The sequence below is a fragment of the Duganella margarita genome, assembly GCF_009857535.1.
GTDB lineage: Bacteria > Pseudomonadota > Gammaproteobacteria > Burkholderiales > Burkholderiaceae_D > Rugamonas > Rugamonas margarita.
Genome location: NZ_WWCS01000012.1, coordinates 1 through 16,973, shown reverse-complemented (window position 1 = coordinate 16,973; position 16,973 = coordinate 1). Strand labels below are relative to the sequence as shown.

Here is a 16,973-nt window from a genome sequence, read left to right as displayed (position 1 = left end):
ACTATCGCATAAATGCCTTGGGGACATTGTGCGACCGCACACGAACGCGGCAATCGTCCGCTGGCAAAAACGAAAGAATGGTAATTTAATAAAACAAAAAAGCACCGTCGTTCGTTTATTTGTCTTCAAAGGAATAATTTGACTCCCCTACCCTACACCCCAGACATCGAAGTGATCGGCGCCGAAGAAACGGCCTTGATCACGCAGATCGTTGAACAGATGGCAGCCTCATCGCGCTGCGCCTTCGAACGCCACCGCCACGCCATCCGCGACGCGCACGCCAAGTCCAACGGCCTGCTCAAGGGCGAACTCACCATCCATGACGACCTGCCGGCGGAACTGCGCCAGGGCGTCTTCGCCAAGCCCGGCACCTACCAGGTGGTGGCCCGCCTGTCGTCGGCGCCAAGCGATATCCATTCCGACAAAATCCCGGCGGCGCGCGGCTTCGCGCTGAAGATTATCGGTGTGGATGGTGAGCGCCTGGCGCCGGAAATTGGCGGCAACAATCAGGATTTCCTGATGGTGAACTTCCCCGCCCTGGCCTTCGGCACCATCCCCAAATACAAACAGATGCTGACGCTGCTGGAAGCCAATTCCCACGCGCCGGACACCTTCCAGCGGCTGGTGGCAGGCACGGCGCACGGCGCCAAACAGCTGCTCGAAAGCCTGGGCGGCACGCCCGGCGCCACGCTCGACGGCCTGGCGCGCGACAACCATCATCCGCTGGGCGAGACCTACCACACACAAGCGGCCATCCGCTTCGGCGACTATATCGCCAAGCTGGCGCTGCAACCGAGTTCGGACAGCGTGCGCCGCCTCATCGGCCAGCCGGTTGACGATGTCGGCTACGCCACCTTGCGCGACGTGATCAGCGACCACTTTGCCCAGCACGGCGCCGAATACACGCTTACCGCCCAACTGTGCACGGACCTGACGCGCATGCCGGTGGAAGACGCCGCCATCGCCTGGCCGGAAGAACTGTCGCCGCACCGCCCGCTGGCCACCTTGCGGTTCGCGCCGCAATCGACCGCGCACCCGGCGCGCCAGGTCTACGGCGACGACGTGCTGTCTTTCAATCCGTGGAACGGCGTTACGGCGCACCAGCCGCTGGGCGGCATCATGCGCATCCGCCGCGCCGCCTACGAACGCTCGACCGCCTTCCGTCACAGCATGAACGCACAGCCGCGCGTCGAGCCAGCCCAATCTTCCGACATTCCCGATTAAAGGACCACCATGACCGACCACAATCCCGACCCGCGCCTGGCCGACGAAACCAGCCTGGAAGCGATCCGCCGCAAAATCGACGCCGTCGCCCACGACGCTCCCCACCTGGCCAAGATCGCGCTGGAGGCCCTGGTGCGCAAGCATAATCCAGACCTCAAGGGCACAGCCAATTCCGCAGGCCGCGTCGGCAAACAATCCGGCAATGTCTCGGAACTGACCGCGATCGCGCCGCTGAAGCCGGGCGGCGCTGAACGCCTGCGCCGCATCTTCGATCTGACCAACGGCAACATGGACGGCGCGCAGCGCGTCTCCACGCTGCACGACATGCGCTTCGTGTTCTTCGACGACGACACGCGCATCCTGTTCGCCACCACCTACGACGGCGACTGGGACAGCTACATCAACGACTTCGCCACCAAGATTCCCGAGCTGATGGATCTGCTGTTCGCCAATATCGAAGGCTGGCCAGGCATCGACAGCCCGGCCGTGAAAGACTTCATCGCCGGCCACCAGATCGACGCCGCCGGCTGGTTCGTCGCCAATCCGCAGGTAACGGTGGTGGACACGCGCCGCTTCCAGCGCATGGACAAAGCGCTGACGGCGTTCCTGGACGAGATGTCGGCCCACCCGCCGCAGGATGAGACCACGCGCAAAGCACTGGAGACGCTCAGCGCGGCGCTGGCGCAGCCGCAGGGAGTGGACTACTGATGACTTTCCTCACCGATCTCAAGGCGCGATTCGTGCGCGAACACGTGACGCTGGCGCTGGACGATATCCAGGCGCTGATCCTGCGCGCGCGGCCCGAACCCTATGTCGGCATCCACGCGATGCTGCACATCGACGACGCTGCCGGCGGCCGTGACCTGATCCGCCGCATGGCCGAGCACGTTCCCTCGGCCGCCGGCTGGACCGACGACCGCGACGCCTGGATGGGTATGGCGCTGAGCTTCCAGGGTCTGAAGGCGCTCGGCGTGCCCGAGTCTTCGCTCACCAGCTTTCCGCTGCCGTTCCAGCAAGGCATGGCCCAACGTGCCGAACAACTGCGCGATGTCGGCAGCAATGCGCCGGAACATTGGGACGACGCGTTCCAGCCGGGCATCTGCCATATCGCGCTGACCATCTATGCCCGCGACGAAGCCGCGCTGGATGTCGCAATCGGCAAGGCGATGGGCGAACTGGAACGCTCACACGGCGTCACGCTGGTTGGCAAGCACGTCTTTGGAGCGGATGAAGAAGCGAAAAATCCCTTCGGCTTCCGCGACTCGATCTCGCAACCGGCCATCGCCGGCAGCGGCGTCGCGCCGCTGCCGGGCCAGGAACGGTCGATTGCAGCCGGCGAATTCATCCTGGGCGAAAACAGCGAAACCGGCGCGCCGGTGGCAATGCCGGAGCCGCCGGAACTGGGCCGCAACGGGTCGTTCGTGGTGCTGCGCAAGTACGAGAGCCAGGCCGGCGCCTTCAACGACTTCGTCCGCAGCGAGGCCGAAGATGAAGCGGCGCAGGACCTGCTGGCGGCCAAGCTGGTCGGCCGCTGGCGCAGCGGCGCGCCGTTGACGCTGGCGCCGGAGCACGACGATCCTGAACTCGGCGCCGATCCCAAGCGCAACAACGATTTCGATTTTTCAAAAGACCCGCGCGGCCTGATGTGCCCGCACGCCGCGCACATGCGCCGGCTGAATCCGCGCGACAGCCAGCTGACCATTCTCACCGACGTCAACATCCATCGCATCATTCGCCGCTCGTCGACGTTCGGGCCGAAATGGCGGCGCGAACTGACTGCCAGCGACGACAAGGGCGAACGCGGCATCTTTTTCATCTTCATCAGCGCGCGCGCCTACGACACCATCGAGTTCTTCCAGCAGGAATGGATCAACCGCGGCAACTTCATCGACCTCGCCACCGAGCGCGATCCGATGGTGGGACTGCACCAGACGCCGGGCAGCTTCACCATCCCGGAAACGCCGGTGCGCCGGCGCGTCGACGGCATCACCACCTTCAACCGGCTGCGCGGCGGCGAATACCTGTTCATGCCGTCGTTGAGCGCCTTGAAGTGGATCGCCGAAGCGCATTGAAGCACTGAGCGCAGTTCCGCAGCGGCGAGTCCGCAGCCGGACTGGCCTAGTCGGCCAGATTGCCGGACTCGTCAAGCTTTCTGCATAGCTCGGCATGGCTGACGATCGCAGTCTCGACGTGGGAAGGCCGCCGCGACAACGCCAGTTGCCGATCGGCGGTCAGATAGCCGATGTAGTTTTCGAGACTGACCGCGCGCCCGACCGGGGCGTTGCGCAGTATCCCGATATCTTCTCTGGACAGTGTGAAGCTGTGGCTTACGCCATCGGGTGCGTCTATCTGGACCAAGTATTGAAGCATGGCTCTCTCCGAAACTCAGTAAATCCGAGCATGTGCGGCCATCCTAACGGGCCTTGGGCATGAGGCGACCATCTTTCACAATTTGTAGCACTTGTTTCGTTTTGTGGTCAGACGCGGCTACAGTGACGGCGATCCCGCCCGACGTTCAAGCAGCGCCGCCGTCAGCATGTCGAACAGCGTCCGTGCGGCCGGCGCCATGCTGTGATCGCGCTTGGTAATCAGGCCCAGCGTGCGCTTGATTTCGGGGTCCACCAGCGGCACGCCCACCAGGCCACCCTGTCGCCCCGGCAGCACAGACAGGCCCGGCACCGCCGCCACGCCAATGCCGGATTCGACCAGGGCCAGCACGCCCGAGACGTGGTTGACCTCGCAGAAGATGATGGGATGCTTCTCGATGCCCGCCAGCGCGGCGTCGATGACGCTGCGATTGCCGCTGGACTTGGCCACCGAAATGTAGCGCAGGTCCACCGTCTCTTTCCAGCTCAATTGCGCGCGTTGCGCCAGCGGATGATCGTGCCGCATCGCCAGCACGTAGCTCTCGACGTGGATCGGCTCGAAGTGGATCTCGGGATTTTCCGCGCCGGCGAAGTTGATGCCGAAATCGGCTTCGCCGTTCAGCACCAGGTTCAGCACATCCTGGGCGCTCTCGTCGTGGATGCGCACGCGGATGCGCGGATAGCGGGCGCTGAATTCCTTCAGGATCTCCGGCAGGAAATGCCACACCGCCGACGGCACGCAGGCCAGCGTGACCGTCCCGGTACGGTGCGCCGCCAGCTCGGCGATCCCCAGTACGGCGTCTTCCAGTCCCGCCAGCGCAGTGCGGACGTTGACCAGAAAAGTCTCGCCGACGTTGGTCAGCTGCACGCGCCGGGTGGTGCGCTCGAACAGCTTGACGCCCAGACTTTCCTCAAGCTTGTCGATGCGCCGGCTCAGTGCCGACTGCGACAGGAACACGTCCGCAGCGGCCTGGCGGAAACTGGCGCGTTCCGCCACTGCCACGAACGCCTGTAAATCGAGAATGTCGTAATTGATGCGCATAACGCAAGAATACGCGAAGTAATTGCGATTATCAAATCACTCGTCCTGGCGGATCATGGCGACACAACAAAATCAGCCTCGCCAAGAAGGCCCATCTTTGGAGACACCGTGCGCTACCCTTCCGTTCTGCCAGCGTTGCTTATCGCCAGCGCCCCCTGCCTCGCGCAGTCCAACCTTGCCCTGTACGGCAACATCGATCTCGGCATCCGTTCGCTGAGCGGCCTCAGCGCGAGCAACACCCCGGCCGCCGGCTACACGCCGTCTGTCAGCAGCGGGGTCGACAACACCAGCCTGTGGGGCTTGCGCGGCCAGGAGTCGCTAGGCGCCGGCTGGAAAGCGATCTACCGCTTTGAAGGCGGCCTCAACGCGGACACCGGCGCGCAGGCCAAGAGTGACCGTCTGTTCGACCGCCACGCCTGGGTTGGCCTCGAGTCGCCCTATGGCACGCTGGCACTGGGACGCCAGCCGAATCTGATCTCCGACGCCCTGTTCCCGGTCGACCCGCTCGGCAAGCGCTTCGCCAGCTTCAATCCGAATATCAACATCGTTGGCCTGAGCAACACCAGTTTCGGCACCCACGGGTTCGGCACGCAGTACGGCCCCAGCGGCTATGCCGACAACTTCTACCGCCTCGACAACACCATCAAGTACACCGCCAAGGTCGGTGACTGGCAGGCGCGCGCGGCGTATTCGGCCGGCGAAGTGGCGGGCGATGCGGGCGACCTGTCCAGCCACGGCGTCGCGCTGGCCTACCAGCGCCCGGCGTGGGTGGTCTCGGGCGCGTCGATGCAGTTTCGCAGCCGCGACGGCCTGCCGCTCGACGCCTGGTCGCTCGGGGCCGCGCTGCGGCTCGACGACTGGCAGCTGAAGGCCAACATCGGCGGCAACCAGGCCGATACCGGCCAGAACAAGAGCGTGCACCAGCGCGTGCTGTCGGCCGGCCTCAGCCGGCCGTTGGCGCCCGGCTGGCTGCTGACCGCCGCCTACTACAGCGCGCGGCGCACCGCCACCGGCTTGCGCGACGACGGCTTCGACCGCGCCTTCCTGTTCCTCGAAAAGACGCTGTCGCCGCGCACCACCGCCTACCTCGAAACCGACCGCACCAGCTGGCGCGGCGACGCGGCGGGTCAGACGGCGGCGCCGGCGAACGCGCGCCACGGCGCCGGCCTGACGCTGGGAATGACGCACAAATTCTAACGATAGAAGGAGACCTCATGCGATCACATCAATCAAAGCGCGGCATCCTGGCGGCGCTGCTCGCGGCCCTCGCGCTGGCCGGCGGTGCGGCACACGCCGCTGACCTGCGCGTGGTCAGTTCGGGCGGCTTCGCCCAGGCCTACAAGGACTTGTCCGGCCGCTACCAGGCCACCAGCGGCGACCAGTTGGTTGCCGAATGGGGACCGTCGATGGGCGCGACCAGGAACGCGATACCGGCGCGGCTGGCGCGCGGCGAACCGATCGATGTCGTCATCATGGTCGGTGACGCGCTCGACAAGCTGATGGCCGCCGGCGCGCTGGAGCCGGGCAGCAAGGTCGTGCTGGCCTATTCGCCGATCGCCTGCGCGGTGCGGCACGGCGCCGCCCATCCCGACATCAGCACCGTCGACGGCTTGCGCAGCGCCTTCCTGCAGGCCAGGCGCGTGGCCTACTCCGACAGCGCAAGCGGCGAATACATTCAGGGCCAACTGCTGGACAAGCTTGGCATCCGCCAGCAGATGGCAGGCCGCGCCGCGCAGATTCCCGCCACCCCGGTCGGCGAGATCATCGCCCACGGCGAAGCCGATTTCGGCTGCCAGCAACGCAGCGAACTGAAACCGGTGCAAGGCATCGACATCGTCGGTCTGCTGCCACAGGAAGTGCAGCTGACAACCGAGTTTTCCGGCGCGCTGGTGCACGCCAGCCCCAACCAGGACGCTGGTCGCGCCCTGCTGCGCTTCCTCGCCGCGCCGGCGAACGCGCCGGTGATCGAAGCGACCGGCCTGGCGCCGGCCGCATCCGCACCTTGAACCCTTTCACCACGCCGGCATGCCACGCCGGCACGCACTTATAGAGGTCATCATGTCCCTTCACTCCCCTGCCACTGCAGCGCGCCTGGCGCCTGCAGCCTCTGCGCCCGCGCCGGCACGCCGCCACTCCCGGCTGTCCGCCGTCATCCGCGTGACGAGCGGCAACTTCATCGAGATGTACGATTTCTTCCTGTTCGGCTTTTATGCGACCTACATCGCCGCCGCGTTCTTCCCCAGCACCAGCGAATATGCGGCCCTGATGATGACCTTCGCAACCTTCGGCGCCGGCTTCTTCATGCGTCCGCTGGGGGCGATCCTGCTGGGTAGCTATATCGACCGCATCGGCCGCCGCAAGGGTCTGGTGCTGACGCTGGCCATCATGGCCAGCGGCACGGCGCTGATCGCATTCGTGCCCGGCTACGCCACCATTGGCCTGCTGGCGCCGCTGCTGGTGCTGATCGGCCGCCTGCTGCAGGGCTTTTCGGCCGGGGTCGAACTGGGCGGCGTGTCGGTCTACCTGTCCGAGATGGCCACGCCCGGCAACAAGGGCTTTTATGTCAGCTGGCAATCGGCCAGCCAGCAACTGGCGGTCATCTGCGCCGCCGCGCTGGGCTACCTGCTGAACCAGAACCTGCCGAAGGACATCATCGCCGACTGGGGCTGGCGCATTCCATTCTTTATCGGCTGCTCGATCATTCCGGTGGTGTTCTACATCCGTAAGTCGCTGCAGGAGACGGAAGCGTACCTGGCGCAAAAATCCCATCCGACCTTCCGCCAGATGATGCGCACCATCGTCACCAACTGGCCGCTGGTCACCGCCGGCGCCATGCTGATCGTGCTGACCACGGTGGCGTTCTACCTGATCACCGTGTACACGCCCACCTTCGGCAAAAGCGTGCTCAAGCTCAGCACCAAGGAAAGCCTGCTAGTGACCTTGTGCGTCGGCGTCTCCAACTTCTTCTGGCTGCCGGTCATGGGCGCCTTGTCGGACCGCATCGGCCGCTGGCCGATCATGGCCGCGTGCGCCGCGCTGACGGCGCTGACGGCCTACCCGGCGCTGTCGTGGCTGATCGCGCATCCGAGCTTCGGCAACATGGTCATGGTCGAGCTGTGGCTGTCGTTCCTGTATGGCGCCTACAACGGCGCGACCATCGTCGCCCTGACGGAAATCATTCCGGTGCAAATCCGCACCACCGGCTTTTCGCTGGCGTACAGCCTGGCGACCGCGCTGTTCGGCGGCATGACGCCGCTGCTGTCGACCTGGCTGATCGAGGCCACCGGCGACAAGGCGGCGCCCGGCTACTGGATGGCGGGCGCCGCCATGATCAGCCTGATTGCGACCTTCCTGGTCTACCGTGGCATCGTCAAGGAGCGCGTGGCGGTCCCGCGCTAAGCCAGCCGGCCCGCCGGCGCGGCGTGGCAGCGCCCTGCCATGTATGATGGAGGCCACTACGGAAACGGAGACATGCGCATGCCGACATCGACTGCACCAGCACGCAACTGGTTTGACCAGGGTGGCGCGGCCTACGCCCGCTTCCGGCCCGAGTATCCGCCGGAACTGGCCGCATTCCTGGCGTCACAGGCGCCGGACCGCCGGCTCGCCGTCGATGTCGGCTGCGGCAATGGCCAGCTCACCGGCTTGCTGGCGCAGCATTTCGCGCAGGTGGTCGGCATCGATCCGAGCGCCGACCAGCTGGCCAATGTGGCGCCGGACGAGCGCATCGCCTATCGCCGCGCACCGGCGGAGCAGATCCCGGTGGCCGACGCCGGCGCCAGCCTCATCACCGCCGCCCAGGCTGCCCACTGGTTCGACCTGCCGGCCTTCTACCGCGAGGTACGCCGCATCGGCAGCCCCGGCGCCATCGTGGCGCTGGTCAGCTACGGCGTGCTCACGCTCGACAGCGCACTCGACGCGCGCTTCCAGGCCTTTTACCGTGACCAGATCGGCCCCTACTGGCCGCCGCAGCGCCAGCTGGTTGACAGCGGCTACGCGACGATCGACTTTCCGTTTGACGAGTTGGCGGCGCCGGCGATGCAGATCCGCTGCGCCTGGTCCTTGCCGCAGTTCCTCGGCTATCTAGCGACGTGGTCGGCGGTGCGCAGCGCGCGCGAGGCCGGCCGCGCCGAACTGCTGACCGCGTTCGCGGACGACATCGGGGCAGCCTGGGGCGATCCCCAGCTGGAGCGTCTGATTTGCTGGCCCATCAACATGCGCCTCGGCCGTCTATAACAGGTCGCCGCGCCATCGGCTTCTGAATGTGGCCCCGGCGGCTATTTGGGTTCGCCCTTGGCCATCTGCCCAAAGACCTCGTCGCGCCGCACCCATGCATGAAACAGCGCCGCGCCGAGGTGGCCGAGGATGGTGAAGAACAGCACATAGGCCAGCACGCCGTGCAGCGGACGCAGCCAGCCGTAGATCACCGGGCTGTGCGGCAGGATGGCCGGCAAATGCACGCCGCCGACCAGCGGTATCGGATAACCGCCGGCCGACAGCATGGCCCAGCCGATCAGCGGCATGGCCAGCATCAGCCCATACAACAGCCAGTGCGACGCGTGCGCGGCGAATTTCTGGATGGCCGGCAGGTCGGCCGGCAGCGCCGGGATCGGCCGCGTCAGGCGATTAACCAGGCGCACGATGGCCAGCAGCAAAATCGCAATCCCGAGCGGACGGTGCAAGGCCAGCAACTGGTCGCGGTATTGCAGCGACACGACCATGCCGGCGCCGACGAACAGCATGCTGAGAATCGCGATCGCCATGGCCCAGTGCAGCACGCGCGCCAGCAGGTTGAAGTGGTGTGGGCGATTCATCGGGCGCTCCCGTTCTGGACGTTGGGTTGGGCAGTCTTGCCTTCGCTGATTTCACGTTCGCGGCGGTTGAACGACACCGAGTAGGCCGCCGAACGTGCATGCAGCACCGGATCGTCGCTGGCGGCGATGCCGGTCGGCAGGATCAACGGGTCGAAATTCAGGTCGCGGCATGGGCCATTGGCCTGCGGTTCGGCATGCACCACGGTCAGGGTGGCAATGGTGGCTTCCTGCCGGCTCTCCGGCCAGGCTTTGGATGGATCGGTAATCGGGTCACCCGGCGCGGCGATTTGCACCACCATGTCCCACACCAGCGGGCCGGCCGCCAGGCGCTTGTCGAGGTCGGCAGCGAGGAAGTTGACGTCGGCCATTTTCAGCTGCTCGGGCGTCATCGCCACCAGCGGCGTGCGCGGCCGCATGGACCAGCGCACCATGCGCTCGACACCCTGCGCATCGGTCAGACGAAACGCATTGACGCCGTTGAAGCGGGTGCTGCCCAGGCTGTCCGACTTCGGCGCGGTTTTCGCCCATGCCATGAAGGCGGCGATTTCCGGATGCGCAACCAGCAAGGCTTTCATCTTGTTCGGGTCCGGCTTGCCGGTGACGGGATCGGGCACGCCGGCCTCGTTCATCTGCTGGAAGCCTTGCGGCGTCGAGGCGGCGAAGAACGGGAAGCTGTTCATCGCAATGCGCCACTCCTGACCGTCATCCGTCTTGATCTGCACCGCCATGCCGCGCACCGGCGACGCGCCATCCGGCGCATACGGGTTGTTGGACGAGGCGGAAAAACGGCCAATGACCGCAATCGACGGTTGCGAGAACGCGCGCGCGGTCGACAGCTTGGCCGCCTCCGCCGTTGGCGCAAAGGTGCCGGCAAAGCAGATGCCCTTGCTGTGCGCGCGCCGGAAACCCGGCTGCTGCTTGCCCGAGGCCTGGGCCAGGTCCATCATTTGTTGCGGCGTCAGGTCGCGCTGGCCGATCCAGCCGCCGACCCACGCGAACAGCGCGGCGATCAGGGCCAGGATCAGGGCGATCGGCAGGAGCAGCAGCATGGAGCCGCGAGAAGTGGGTGTAGGCATGTCTGTCTGGCTTTCAATGATGAGATGGCTGGCAACAAGGATTGTCGCATGGCTAGCGACCCGCGTGGCGTCCCGGACACCGGTCTTATGACAGGGGCGCGGCGTCTACGGCGCACGCACCGGCTCGGGCGCCGTCAGCCACGCCAGCAGCGCCGCCGACTCCAGCGGACGGCTGTACAGATAGCCCTGCCCCTTATCGCAGCCCTGGCGGCACACCACCGCCGCCTGCGCGACGGTCTCGATGCCTTCCGCCACCGTGCTCATGCCCAGGCTGCGCGCCACCTTGACGGTGGCTTCGATCAGCACCTCGTGATGGCGGCTGGTGTCGGCCGCGCTGACGAACGAGCGGTCGATCTTGACCGTATCGACCGGCAGCAGATGCAGACTGGACAAAGACGAGTAACCGGTGCCGAAATCATCGAGCGCCAGCTTGATGCCCAGCGCCTTCAGCCCCAGCAGTTGCTGCTGGATGTCCTTGCCCTGCGCCGCCAGCGTTTCGGTGATTTCCAGCTGCAGGCGCTCGGCCGGCATGCCGGTGGCGGCCAGGATGGCGCTGACCCGTTCGCACAAGCCCGGCTGCGCCAGCTGCGCGCGCGACAGGTTGACCGCCAGCAGCCGTGGCGCCTGGGCGCCCAGCTGCCGCTGCCAGCCGACGAAATCGGCGCAGGCCACCGCCAGCACCTGCTCGCCGATTGCGCTGATCAAGCCGCACTCCTCGGCCACGCCGATGAATTCCACCGGTCCCACCAGCCCGCGCACCGGGTGGCGCCAGCGCACCAGCGCCTCCACCCCGGCCGCGCGGTCGATCTGGCCGTCGGCCTGCAGTCCCACTACCGGCTGATACACGGTGAACAATTCACCGCGTTCGACGGCATTGCGCAGATCCGCCGCCAGCCCGCCGCGCTGGATCGCCTGGTCGCGCATGGCCTGGTGAAACACCACGTAGCGGTCGCCGCCGTCGGACTTGGCCACCGTCATGGCGATCGCCGCGTCGCGCAGCAAATCGTCGGCGTCGGCGTGTCCCATGCCGGCGTCCAGCAGCACGATGCCCATGCTGAAACTGCAGGCCAGCTCGTGGCCGCCCAGCTGATACGGCTTGCTCAGCCGGTCCAGCAGCCGGACGGCGATGCGTTCGGCCACGGCGGGCGCGGCCAGCCGGTCGAGCAGCACGACGAACTCGTCGCCGCCGACCCGCGCCGCCACCTCGCCCACCGTGTCCTCGCCGGGCGCACGGCCGCTGGCGCGCAATGTGCTGCGCAGCCGCTCGGCTACCAGCACCATCATCTGGTCGCCGGCTTCGTTGCCATAGCTGTCGTTGATATGCTTGAAGCGGTCCAGGTTGATGAACAGCAGCGCGCCGGCATCCGCCGCCGCCTGGCGCGGCCGTTGCACGATCCGCTGCAACAGCGCCAGCGCGCCGGCGCGATTCGGCAGCTGGGTCAGGCCGTCGACGCGGGCCGCGCTGGCCAGGCGGTTGGCTAGCTGCCGCTGCTCGCGCGCCACTTCCTGCGTCACGTCGGCCAGCACCGCCATCAGGCGGCCGTCGTCGACCTTGAGCAGCCCGAGCGACAGCACCGTCGGCGCGCCGGCCTGCGGCTGCACCGACGTGATATTGAAACGGCGCCCCTCGCAGATCACGCCATGGCTGGGGGCAAAGCCGGCGCACAGGCGCTGCAGGTCATCGGCATACGGGCCCAGCACGCTGAACAGATTGCCCAGGTCGCCGTGCGGCGCCAGCGGCATCAGCAACTGCGAGGCCATCGGATTCATCATCTCGATGGTGCCTTCCTGCTGCAGCTGGATCAGCGCCACCGGCGCCCGGTACAGGAACTGGATCAGCGCCTCATAGGCCGCTTCGGCATCATTGTTCATGGCGTCTCCGTATCCGGCCAGCCAACCACCTGATTGCGGCCGCGCCGCTTGGCCGCGTACAGCGCCTGGTCGGCCTGCTTGATCAGCGCGTCGATGCCGGCCACGCTGTCGTCCATCGCCGCCACGCCGATGCTGACCGTGTAAGGGATGGCCTGCTGCTCCAGCGCCGGCGCCTGCGCCACTTCAGCCCGCAGCCGTTCAGCCACCGCCAGCGCGGCGACATGGTCCACGCCCGGCAGCAGCAGCGCAAATTCCTCGCCGCCGATGCGCGCCACCACGTCGACTTCGCGGCAGATGCGCAGCATGGTGGCGGCCAGCTGGCGTAGTACGGCGTCGCCGGCCGGGTGGCCGTGGGCGTCGTTGATGCGCTTGAAATGATCGGCATCGACCATCAGCAGCGCCAGCGGCCGGCGCGACTGCTGGCGGCGCGCCAGCTCCAGTTCCGCCGCCTCGAAGAAGGCGCGGCGGTTGGCCAGGCCGGTCAGGTGGTCGCAATAGGTGGCCTGGCGCAGGTTTTCGCTGATGTCGCGCTTGTCCGAAATGTCACGAATAATCATGCAGTAGGCCGCTTCCTCGACGCCGCCCTCGCCGATCCGGCCGGGCAACGGCGAAATCAGCGAGCTGCCCCAGAACTGGCTGCCATCGGCGCGCCGGCGCCAGCCCTCGTCCAGCGTCCAGCCGTTCTGGTCGGCGTCGCGCAGGCGCTCCAGCTGCTGCGCCGGGGTGGTGGCGCCGTCCGGATAGAACAGCGCATACGGCTGCCCCTTGACCGCCGCCGCCGAGAAGCCGGTGACGCGGCCGATGCTGTCGTTCCAGGTGTCGATGCCACCGCGGCTGTCGAGCCCGACCAGGGCATAGTCGGTGATGTTGGTCATGATGGCGTTCAGCCAGGCGTCGGTCTTGCGCAGCTGGCGCTCGCGCAGGTCCTGCTGGGTAATATCGCTGAGCACCGCCATCAGGCGCGCCGGATCCAGCTTCAGCATGCTCAGCGACAGGACCTGCGGACCGCTGCCGGCCGCGTCGGCGCGCAGGTACAGCCGCGTGGCGTCGCAAATCTGCCCATGCGGCGCCGCAAATTCCTGGCACAGCAGGCGCAGGTCGGGCGCCACCGGCGCCAGCGCCTCGAACAGGTTGGTCAGCGCGCCGTCCGGGCACAGCGGCAGCAGCAACTGCGCCGACAGCGGGTTGAGCATCAGGATCGTGCCATCGGCCGCCAGCTGCACCAGCCCCACCGGCGCCATGTAGAGAAATTGCAGCAGCGCCTCGTATTCCTGGGCGTCCGCCACTGCGGTCAGGTTGCTCATAGCCGCTGCACCAGCACATACGCCAGCGCGGCGTCCGGCGCCGACAGCAGGCGCAGGCGCACCTTGGTCGGCCGCATGCGCAGCGTCAGCACATACGGGATCGTCTCGTCCAGCGCCACGCCGGCGTCGCGCGCCTCGATGAAGCGCTGCGCCACCAGAAAATTGTTCATGCACGGCGCCACCACCAGGAACAAATCCTGCTGCAGCACCCGATCGACGCCCAGGCCGGCAGCCTGCGACTCGAAGCGGTTATAGCGCTGCACCTTGCCGTCCGCATCAAAGCCGATGACGCCAAAGCCCAGGCTGTCCAGTGTGCCGTCATCCAGCGGCGCCAGCAGTGCGGCCATGCCGGGCTGGTCAAATTCAAGTTGCTGCATGCTGATTCCTTTGCGTGATGCCGCGCCCCGGTCGGGCTGCGGCGGTTACTTTATTCTGATTCGCGCGACGCCGCCGCCGTCATGGCGCAGGCGCATCGATGATCCAGTCCGCCGGCTTGCCTTGCTGACCCACCGGCAGCGCGGCGCCGAAGGTGAAGGCCACCGGCCGCGCCGGCGGCGCCAGGCGTTCGCGCACCCAGTTGGTCAGCTGCCCGGCCAGCGTCGCGCTCGCGTCCGGTTCGCGCGGCACCACGAAGGCCTTGAGCCGGGCGCCTTCATCGGGCCGCATTAGCCGCACCTGCGCCGCCTGCACGGCCGGATGGCGCGCCAGCAGCGCCGCCACTTGGGCCGGATAGACATTCACGCCGGCCACCTGCACCGCGTGGTCGCGCCGCCCGGCCGGCACGAAGCGGCGCGCATCGTGCCAGTCGATCCGGTCCTGGCACGTCACCTCCAGCCAGCCGCCGTCGCCGTCCGCGCGCTGCAGGGTGTCGCTGCCGTCCGCATGCCGCCAGTACGGCAACAGCGCATACGAAGCGCCGGCCGCGCTGCGCCAGCCCACGCCAGCAGTCTCGCTGCTGCCGTAGACTTCGAGCAGGCGCAGGCCGCCATCGGCCAGTTGCCGCGCCAGCGCCGGCGGACAGGGCGCGGTCGACGTCACGCCGCTGACCCCGGCGCGCCAGCGCGGCACGGCCGGCGCCAGCGTCGCCCACACGTCCGGATAGGCGACGATCACATCGCCATCGGTGACCTGCTGCAGCGCCGCCGGCAGCGTGCGCCGCATATCGACCAGCACCGGCGCCTGCCGGTACGCCAGCGGCAGCAGCACCGTGAACAGGAAGCCATAGATATGGTGCGACGGCACCGCAAACCACAGGCGCCGCGCCTGCGGCAGCTGGGCGGCAAAAAAGCACGCCTCCTGCCACAACAGGTCGAGCCGGTGCTCGTTGCGCGTCGGCACGCCGCTGCTGCCGGAGCTGCGAAAACTGATCAAGCCACTGCCGCTGCCGATGGACGCGCCCAGCGCGTCGCACCACTCGCCCAGCGTGACTGCGCTCAACAACCGGTGCAGGTCGGCGTCGGGCGGCAGATGCAAGGCCGCCCCCAGCGCGCTGGCCAGCGCATAGCGCTCGAGCGAGTCGACGCCCAGCTCGGCATCGAGTTGCACTGTATCCGGCCACGGCAACGCCGGCATACCGGCGCTGCCGTGACGCATCAGACACAGTTCGGTGTACATCAAATCGCCGACGAAACGCTGCAGCAATGCGCGCTGACGCCACCAGTCGGGCGCCGCCCCGGGTTCGGCTGTTTCTAGATTATCCATGGTGCCTGCCGCGAAATTATACTCATTGGTAATTAATAGATACTGGTCAGTAGCTTTTATTTCCTTGCGGTAGTAATATTAACACAGCGGTAGAATCACCGTGAAATGTCACCCTTTCGAACACCCCTGCTCTACGTACAGGAACACCTACCATGATGGAACAGCAACCAGCGCCTTACCGCGCCGACCACACGCCCGTCTCGGCGCGCATCCGCGAAAGGCTGATGCAGCGCGGCGTGCGTTTTCACGCCAACGACAACATCGCCGCGCACCTGGAGCCGGGCGAGATGGAGAAGCTGCTTGACGAGGTCAGCGAGCGCATGCGGGGCGTGCTCGACAGCCTGGTGATCGATACCGTCGGCGACCACAATTCGCAGGATACCGCCCGCCGCGTGGCCAAGATGTATCTGCAGGAGGTGTTTAGCGGCCGTTACACGCCGCCGCCGCCGGTCACCGAATTCCCCAACGTCGCCCACCTGAACGAACTGATGATCATCGGCCCGATTACCGTACGCAGCGCCTGCTCCCATCACCTGTGTCCGGTCATGGGCAAGATCTGGATCGGCGTCATGCCCAACCAGCATTCCAACCTGATCGGCCTGTCCAAGTACGCGCGGCTGGCCGGCTGGATCATGAGCAGGCCGCAGATCCAGGAAGAAGCCGTGGTGCAGCTGGCCGAGCTGCTGCAGGAGAAGGTCCAGCCCGACGGTCTGGCCGTGATCATGGAAGCCGACCATTTCTGCATGCAATGGCGCGGCGTCAAGGATAACGACGCGCGCATGATCAACAGTGTCATGCATGGCAGCTTCCTCAAGGATGCCGCGCTGCGGCGCGAGTTCCTGGCCCTGATCAAACGCTAATTGCCGCAGAAAGGAAATATCATGCTCGTCCGCCTCTTGTATACCAGCCGCGCCGTTGACCACGCCGACAGCGGCGCCGTCAACGCCATCCTGCAGCAGTCGCGCCAGCACAACCCGGCGGCCGGCATCACCGGCGTGCTGTGCCACAGCGAACGGCTGTACCTGCAACTGCTCGAAGGCGGGCGCGAGCAGGTCAACCAGCTGTATGGCCGCATCCTCGCCGACCGCCGCCACACTGCGGTGACGCTGCTGCATTACGAGGAAATCCGCGAGCGCCGCTACGCCGGCTGGACCATGGGTCAGACCAACCTGGACAAGCTCAATCCCGGCACCCTGCTGCGTTATTCGGCGCTGCCGGCGTTTGATCCGTATGCGCTGAGCGGCGCCAGTTCGCTGGCGCTGATCGACGAACTGATGGCGGCCGCCGCCGTCCTGGGGCGGGCCTGATGCGTGCTTCCGCCTTGCGGGTGGCGGTGATCGGGGCCGGCATCGCCGGCGCCAGTTGCGCGCGCTGGCTGCAAAGCGCCGGCTGTGCCGTGCAGGTGTTCGACAAGTCGCGCGGCGTCGGCGGCCGCCTGACCACGCGCCGGGTCGACTGGACCGATGCGGCCGGCGTCAGCCACCAGGCCAGTTTCGACCACGGCGCCCCCGGCTTCCAGGCGCGCTCGCCGGCCTTTGCGGCATTCGCCGCCCGCGCGCACGCGGACGGCCTGC

18 protein-coding genes are annotated in these 16,973 nt (G+C 66.8%); 10 read left to right on the top strand and 8 right to left on the bottom strand.

Going from position 1 to position 16,973, the window contains the following annotated elements:
* Positions 1–138: 138 nt before the first annotated feature.
* The 3 genes from GTP55_RS18330 to GTP55_RS18320 are packed head-to-tail and all read left to right on the top strand — an operon-like array spanning position 139 to position 3,296.
* A complete protein-coding gene (locus GTP55_RS18330; RefSeq protein WP_202423773.1) occupies positions 139–1,224 on the top strand; it encodes a catalase family protein in 1,086 nt (361 codons plus the stop codon).
* Positions 1,225–1,233: 9 nt separating this feature from the next.
* Positions 1,234–1,932: a hypothetical protein gene (locus GTP55_RS18325; RefSeq protein ID WP_161046299.1), complete on the top strand. Its 699-nt coding sequence runs from the start codon at positions 1,234–1,236 to the stop codon at positions 1,930–1,932.
* Positions 1,932–3,296 carry a Dyp-type peroxidase gene (locus tag GTP55_RS18320; protein WP_161046298.1) on the top strand — a complete coding sequence of 455 codons (1,365 nt, stop codon included), beginning with the start codon at positions 1,932–1,934 and terminating at the stop codon, positions 3,294–3,296. Before GTP55_RS18325 ends, GTP55_RS18320 begins: the two co-directional genes overlap by 1 nt.
* A gap of 46 nt (positions 3,297–3,342) precedes the next feature.
* Here the strand turns inward: GTP55_RS18320 and GTP55_RS18315 are convergent, their stop codons facing one another.
* Both GTP55_RS18315 and GTP55_RS18310 read right to left on the bottom strand, forming a co-directional pair.
* On the bottom strand, positions 3,343–3,594 hold the full coding sequence (locus GTP55_RS18315; RefSeq protein ID WP_161046297.1) for a hypothetical protein: 252 nt from the start codon (positions 3,592–3,594) through the stop codon (positions 3,343–3,345).
* Between the two features lie 117 nt (positions 3,595–3,711).
* A complete protein-coding gene (locus tag GTP55_RS18310) occupies positions 3,712–4,632 on the bottom strand; it encodes a LysR family transcriptional regulator (protein ID WP_161046296.1) in 921 nt (306 codons plus the stop codon).
* A 108-nt stretch (positions 4,633–4,740) separates the two neighbouring features.
* On the opposite strand from GTP55_RS18310, the gene GTP55_RS18305 reads away from it, so the two are divergent.
* The 4 genes from GTP55_RS18305 (at position 4,741) to GTP55_RS18290 (ending at position 8,868) form a co-directional block, all read left to right on the top strand.
* Positions 4,741–5,829: a porin gene (locus GTP55_RS18305; RefSeq protein ID WP_161046295.1), complete on the top strand. Its 1,089-nt coding sequence runs from the start codon at positions 4,741–4,743 to the stop codon at positions 5,827–5,829.
* Positions 5,830–5,846: 17 nt separating this feature from the next.
* A complete protein-coding gene (locus GTP55_RS18300) occupies positions 5,847–6,638 on the top strand; it encodes a substrate-binding domain-containing protein (protein ID WP_161046294.1) in 792 nt (263 codons plus the stop codon).
* 52 nt (positions 6,639–6,690) lie between these two features.
* On the top strand, positions 6,691–8,031 hold the full coding sequence (locus GTP55_RS18295) for an MFS transporter (RefSeq protein WP_161046293.1): 1,341 nt from the start codon (positions 6,691–6,693) through the stop codon (positions 8,029–8,031).
* A 78-nt stretch (positions 8,032–8,109) separates the two neighbouring features.
* The gene (locus tag GTP55_RS18290; protein WP_161046292.1) at positions 8,110–8,868 is read left to right on the top strand and encodes a class I SAM-dependent methyltransferase; all 759 of its coding nucleotides are present in this window, start codon (positions 8,110–8,112) and stop codon (positions 8,866–8,868) included.
* 41 nt (positions 8,869–8,909) lie between these two features.
* On the opposite strand, the gene GTP55_RS18285 is transcribed toward GTP55_RS18290, so the two are convergent.
* The 6 genes from GTP55_RS18285 to GTP55_RS18260 all read right to left on the bottom strand — a co-directional run bounded on the left by GTP55_RS18285 (position 8,910) and on the right by GTP55_RS18260 (position 15,399).
* A complete protein-coding gene (locus GTP55_RS18285; protein ID WP_161046291.1) occupies positions 8,910–9,446 on the bottom strand; it encodes a cytochrome b in 537 nt (178 codons plus the stop codon).
* Positions 9,443–10,495 carry a catalase family peroxidase gene (locus tag GTP55_RS18280; protein ID WP_161046290.1) on the bottom strand — a complete coding sequence of 351 codons (1,053 nt, stop codon included), beginning with the start codon at positions 10,493–10,495 and terminating at the stop codon, positions 9,443–9,445. The genes GTP55_RS18285 and GTP55_RS18280 overlap by 4 nt, the downstream gene beginning before the upstream one ends.
* Positions 10,496–10,627: 132 nt before the next feature.
* Positions 10,628–12,394, bottom strand: a complete 1,767-nt coding sequence (locus GTP55_RS18275) for a putative bifunctional diguanylate cyclase/phosphodiesterase (RefSeq protein WP_161046289.1) — start codon at positions 12,392–12,394, stop codon at positions 10,628–10,630.
* The gene (locus GTP55_RS18270; RefSeq protein ID WP_161046288.1) at positions 12,391–13,698 is read right to left on the bottom strand and encodes a sensor domain-containing diguanylate cyclase; all 1,308 of its coding nucleotides are present in this window, start codon (positions 13,696–13,698) and stop codon (positions 12,391–12,393) included. The genes GTP55_RS18275 and GTP55_RS18270 overlap by 4 nt, the downstream gene beginning before the upstream one ends.
* Complete coding sequence (locus GTP55_RS18265; protein WP_202423771.1) at positions 13,695–14,075, bottom strand: phosphonate transporter; 381 nt, start codon at positions 14,073–14,075, stop codon at positions 13,695–13,697. The genes GTP55_RS18270 and GTP55_RS18265 overlap by 4 nt, the downstream gene beginning before the upstream one ends.
* Positions 14,076–14,154: 79 nt before the next feature.
* Entirely contained in the window at positions 14,155–15,399 is a 1,245-nt protein-coding gene (locus GTP55_RS18260) for an AMP-binding enzyme (protein ID WP_161046287.1), read from the bottom strand.
* A 155-nt stretch (positions 15,400–15,554) separates the two neighbouring features.
* Here GTP55_RS18260 and folE point away from each other — a divergent pair, with 155 nt between their 5' ends.
* The 3 genes from folE to GTP55_RS18245 form a co-directional block, all read left to right on the top strand.
* Entirely contained in the window at positions 15,555–16,259 is a 705-nt protein-coding gene (gene folE / locus GTP55_RS18255) for a GTP cyclohydrolase I (protein WP_161046443.1), read from the top strand.
* 21 nt (positions 16,260–16,280) lie between these two features.
* The gene (locus GTP55_RS18250) at positions 16,281–16,706 is read left to right on the top strand and encodes a BLUF domain-containing protein (RefSeq protein WP_161046286.1); all 426 of its coding nucleotides are present in this window, start codon (positions 16,281–16,283) and stop codon (positions 16,704–16,706) included.
* Positions 16,706–16,973: FAD-dependent oxidoreductase (locus GTP55_RS18245; RefSeq protein WP_161046285.1), on the top strand; the 268-nt coding region annotated here is incomplete at its 3' end. The genes GTP55_RS18250 and GTP55_RS18245, both read left to right, overlap by 1 nt.

Excerpts from the sequence above, each read along its gene's own strand:
- GTP55_RS18250 (WP_161046286.1), top strand. The coding sequence starts at position 16,281 with ATGCTCGTCCGCCTCTTGTATACCAGCCGCGCCGTTGACCACGCCGAC.
- GTP55_RS18280 (WP_161046290.1), bottom strand. The coding sequence starts at position 10,495 with ATGCTGCTGCTCCTGCCGATCGCCCTGATCCTGGCCCTGATCGCCGCG.
- GTP55_RS18300 (WP_161046294.1), top strand. The coding sequence starts at position 5,847 with ATGCGATCACATCAATCAAAGCGCGGCATCCTGGCGGCGCTGCTCGCG.
- GTP55_RS18325 (WP_161046299.1), top strand. The coding sequence starts at position 1,234 with ATGACCGACCACAATCCCGACCCGCGCCTGGCCGACGAAACCAGCCTG.
- GTP55_RS18320 (WP_161046298.1), top strand. The coding sequence starts at position 1,932 with ATGACTTTCCTCACCGATCTCAAGGCGCGATTCGTGCGCGAACACGTG.
- GTP55_RS18295 (WP_161046293.1), top strand. The coding sequence starts at position 6,691 with ATGTCCCTTCACTCCCCTGCCACTGCAGCGCGCCTGGCGCCTGCAGCC.
- GTP55_RS18290 (WP_161046292.1), top strand. The coding sequence starts at position 8,110 with ATGCCGACATCGACTGCACCAGCACGCAACTGGTTTGACCAGGGTGGC.
- GTP55_RS18270 (WP_161046288.1), bottom strand. The coding sequence starts at position 13,698 with ATGAGCAACCTGACCGCAGTGGCGGACGCCCAGGAATACGAGGCGCTG.
- GTP55_RS18265 (WP_202423771.1), bottom strand. The coding sequence starts at position 14,075 with ATGCAGCAACTTGAATTTGACCAGCCCGGCATGGCCGCACTGCTGGCG.
- GTP55_RS18315 (WP_161046297.1), bottom strand. The coding sequence starts at position 3,594 with ATGCTTCAATACTTGGTCCAGATAGACGCACCCGATGGCGTAAGCCAC.
- GTP55_RS18275 (WP_161046289.1), bottom strand. The coding sequence starts at position 12,394 with ATGAACAATGATGCCGAAGCGGCCTATGAGGCGCTGATCCAGTTCCTG.
- GTP55_RS18285 (WP_161046291.1), bottom strand. The coding sequence starts at position 9,446 with ATGAATCGCCCACACCACTTCAACCTGCTGGCGCGCGTGCTGCACTGG.
- folE (WP_161046443.1), top strand. The coding sequence starts at position 15,555 with ATGGAACAGCAACCAGCGCCTTACCGCGCCGACCACACGCCCGTCTCG.
- GTP55_RS18310 (WP_161046296.1), bottom strand. The coding sequence starts at position 4,632 with ATGCGCATCAATTACGACATTCTCGATTTACAGGCGTTCGTGGCAGTG.
- GTP55_RS18260 (WP_161046287.1), bottom strand. The coding sequence starts at position 15,399 with ATGGATAATCTAGAAACAGCCGAACCCGGGGCGGCGCCCGACTGGTGG.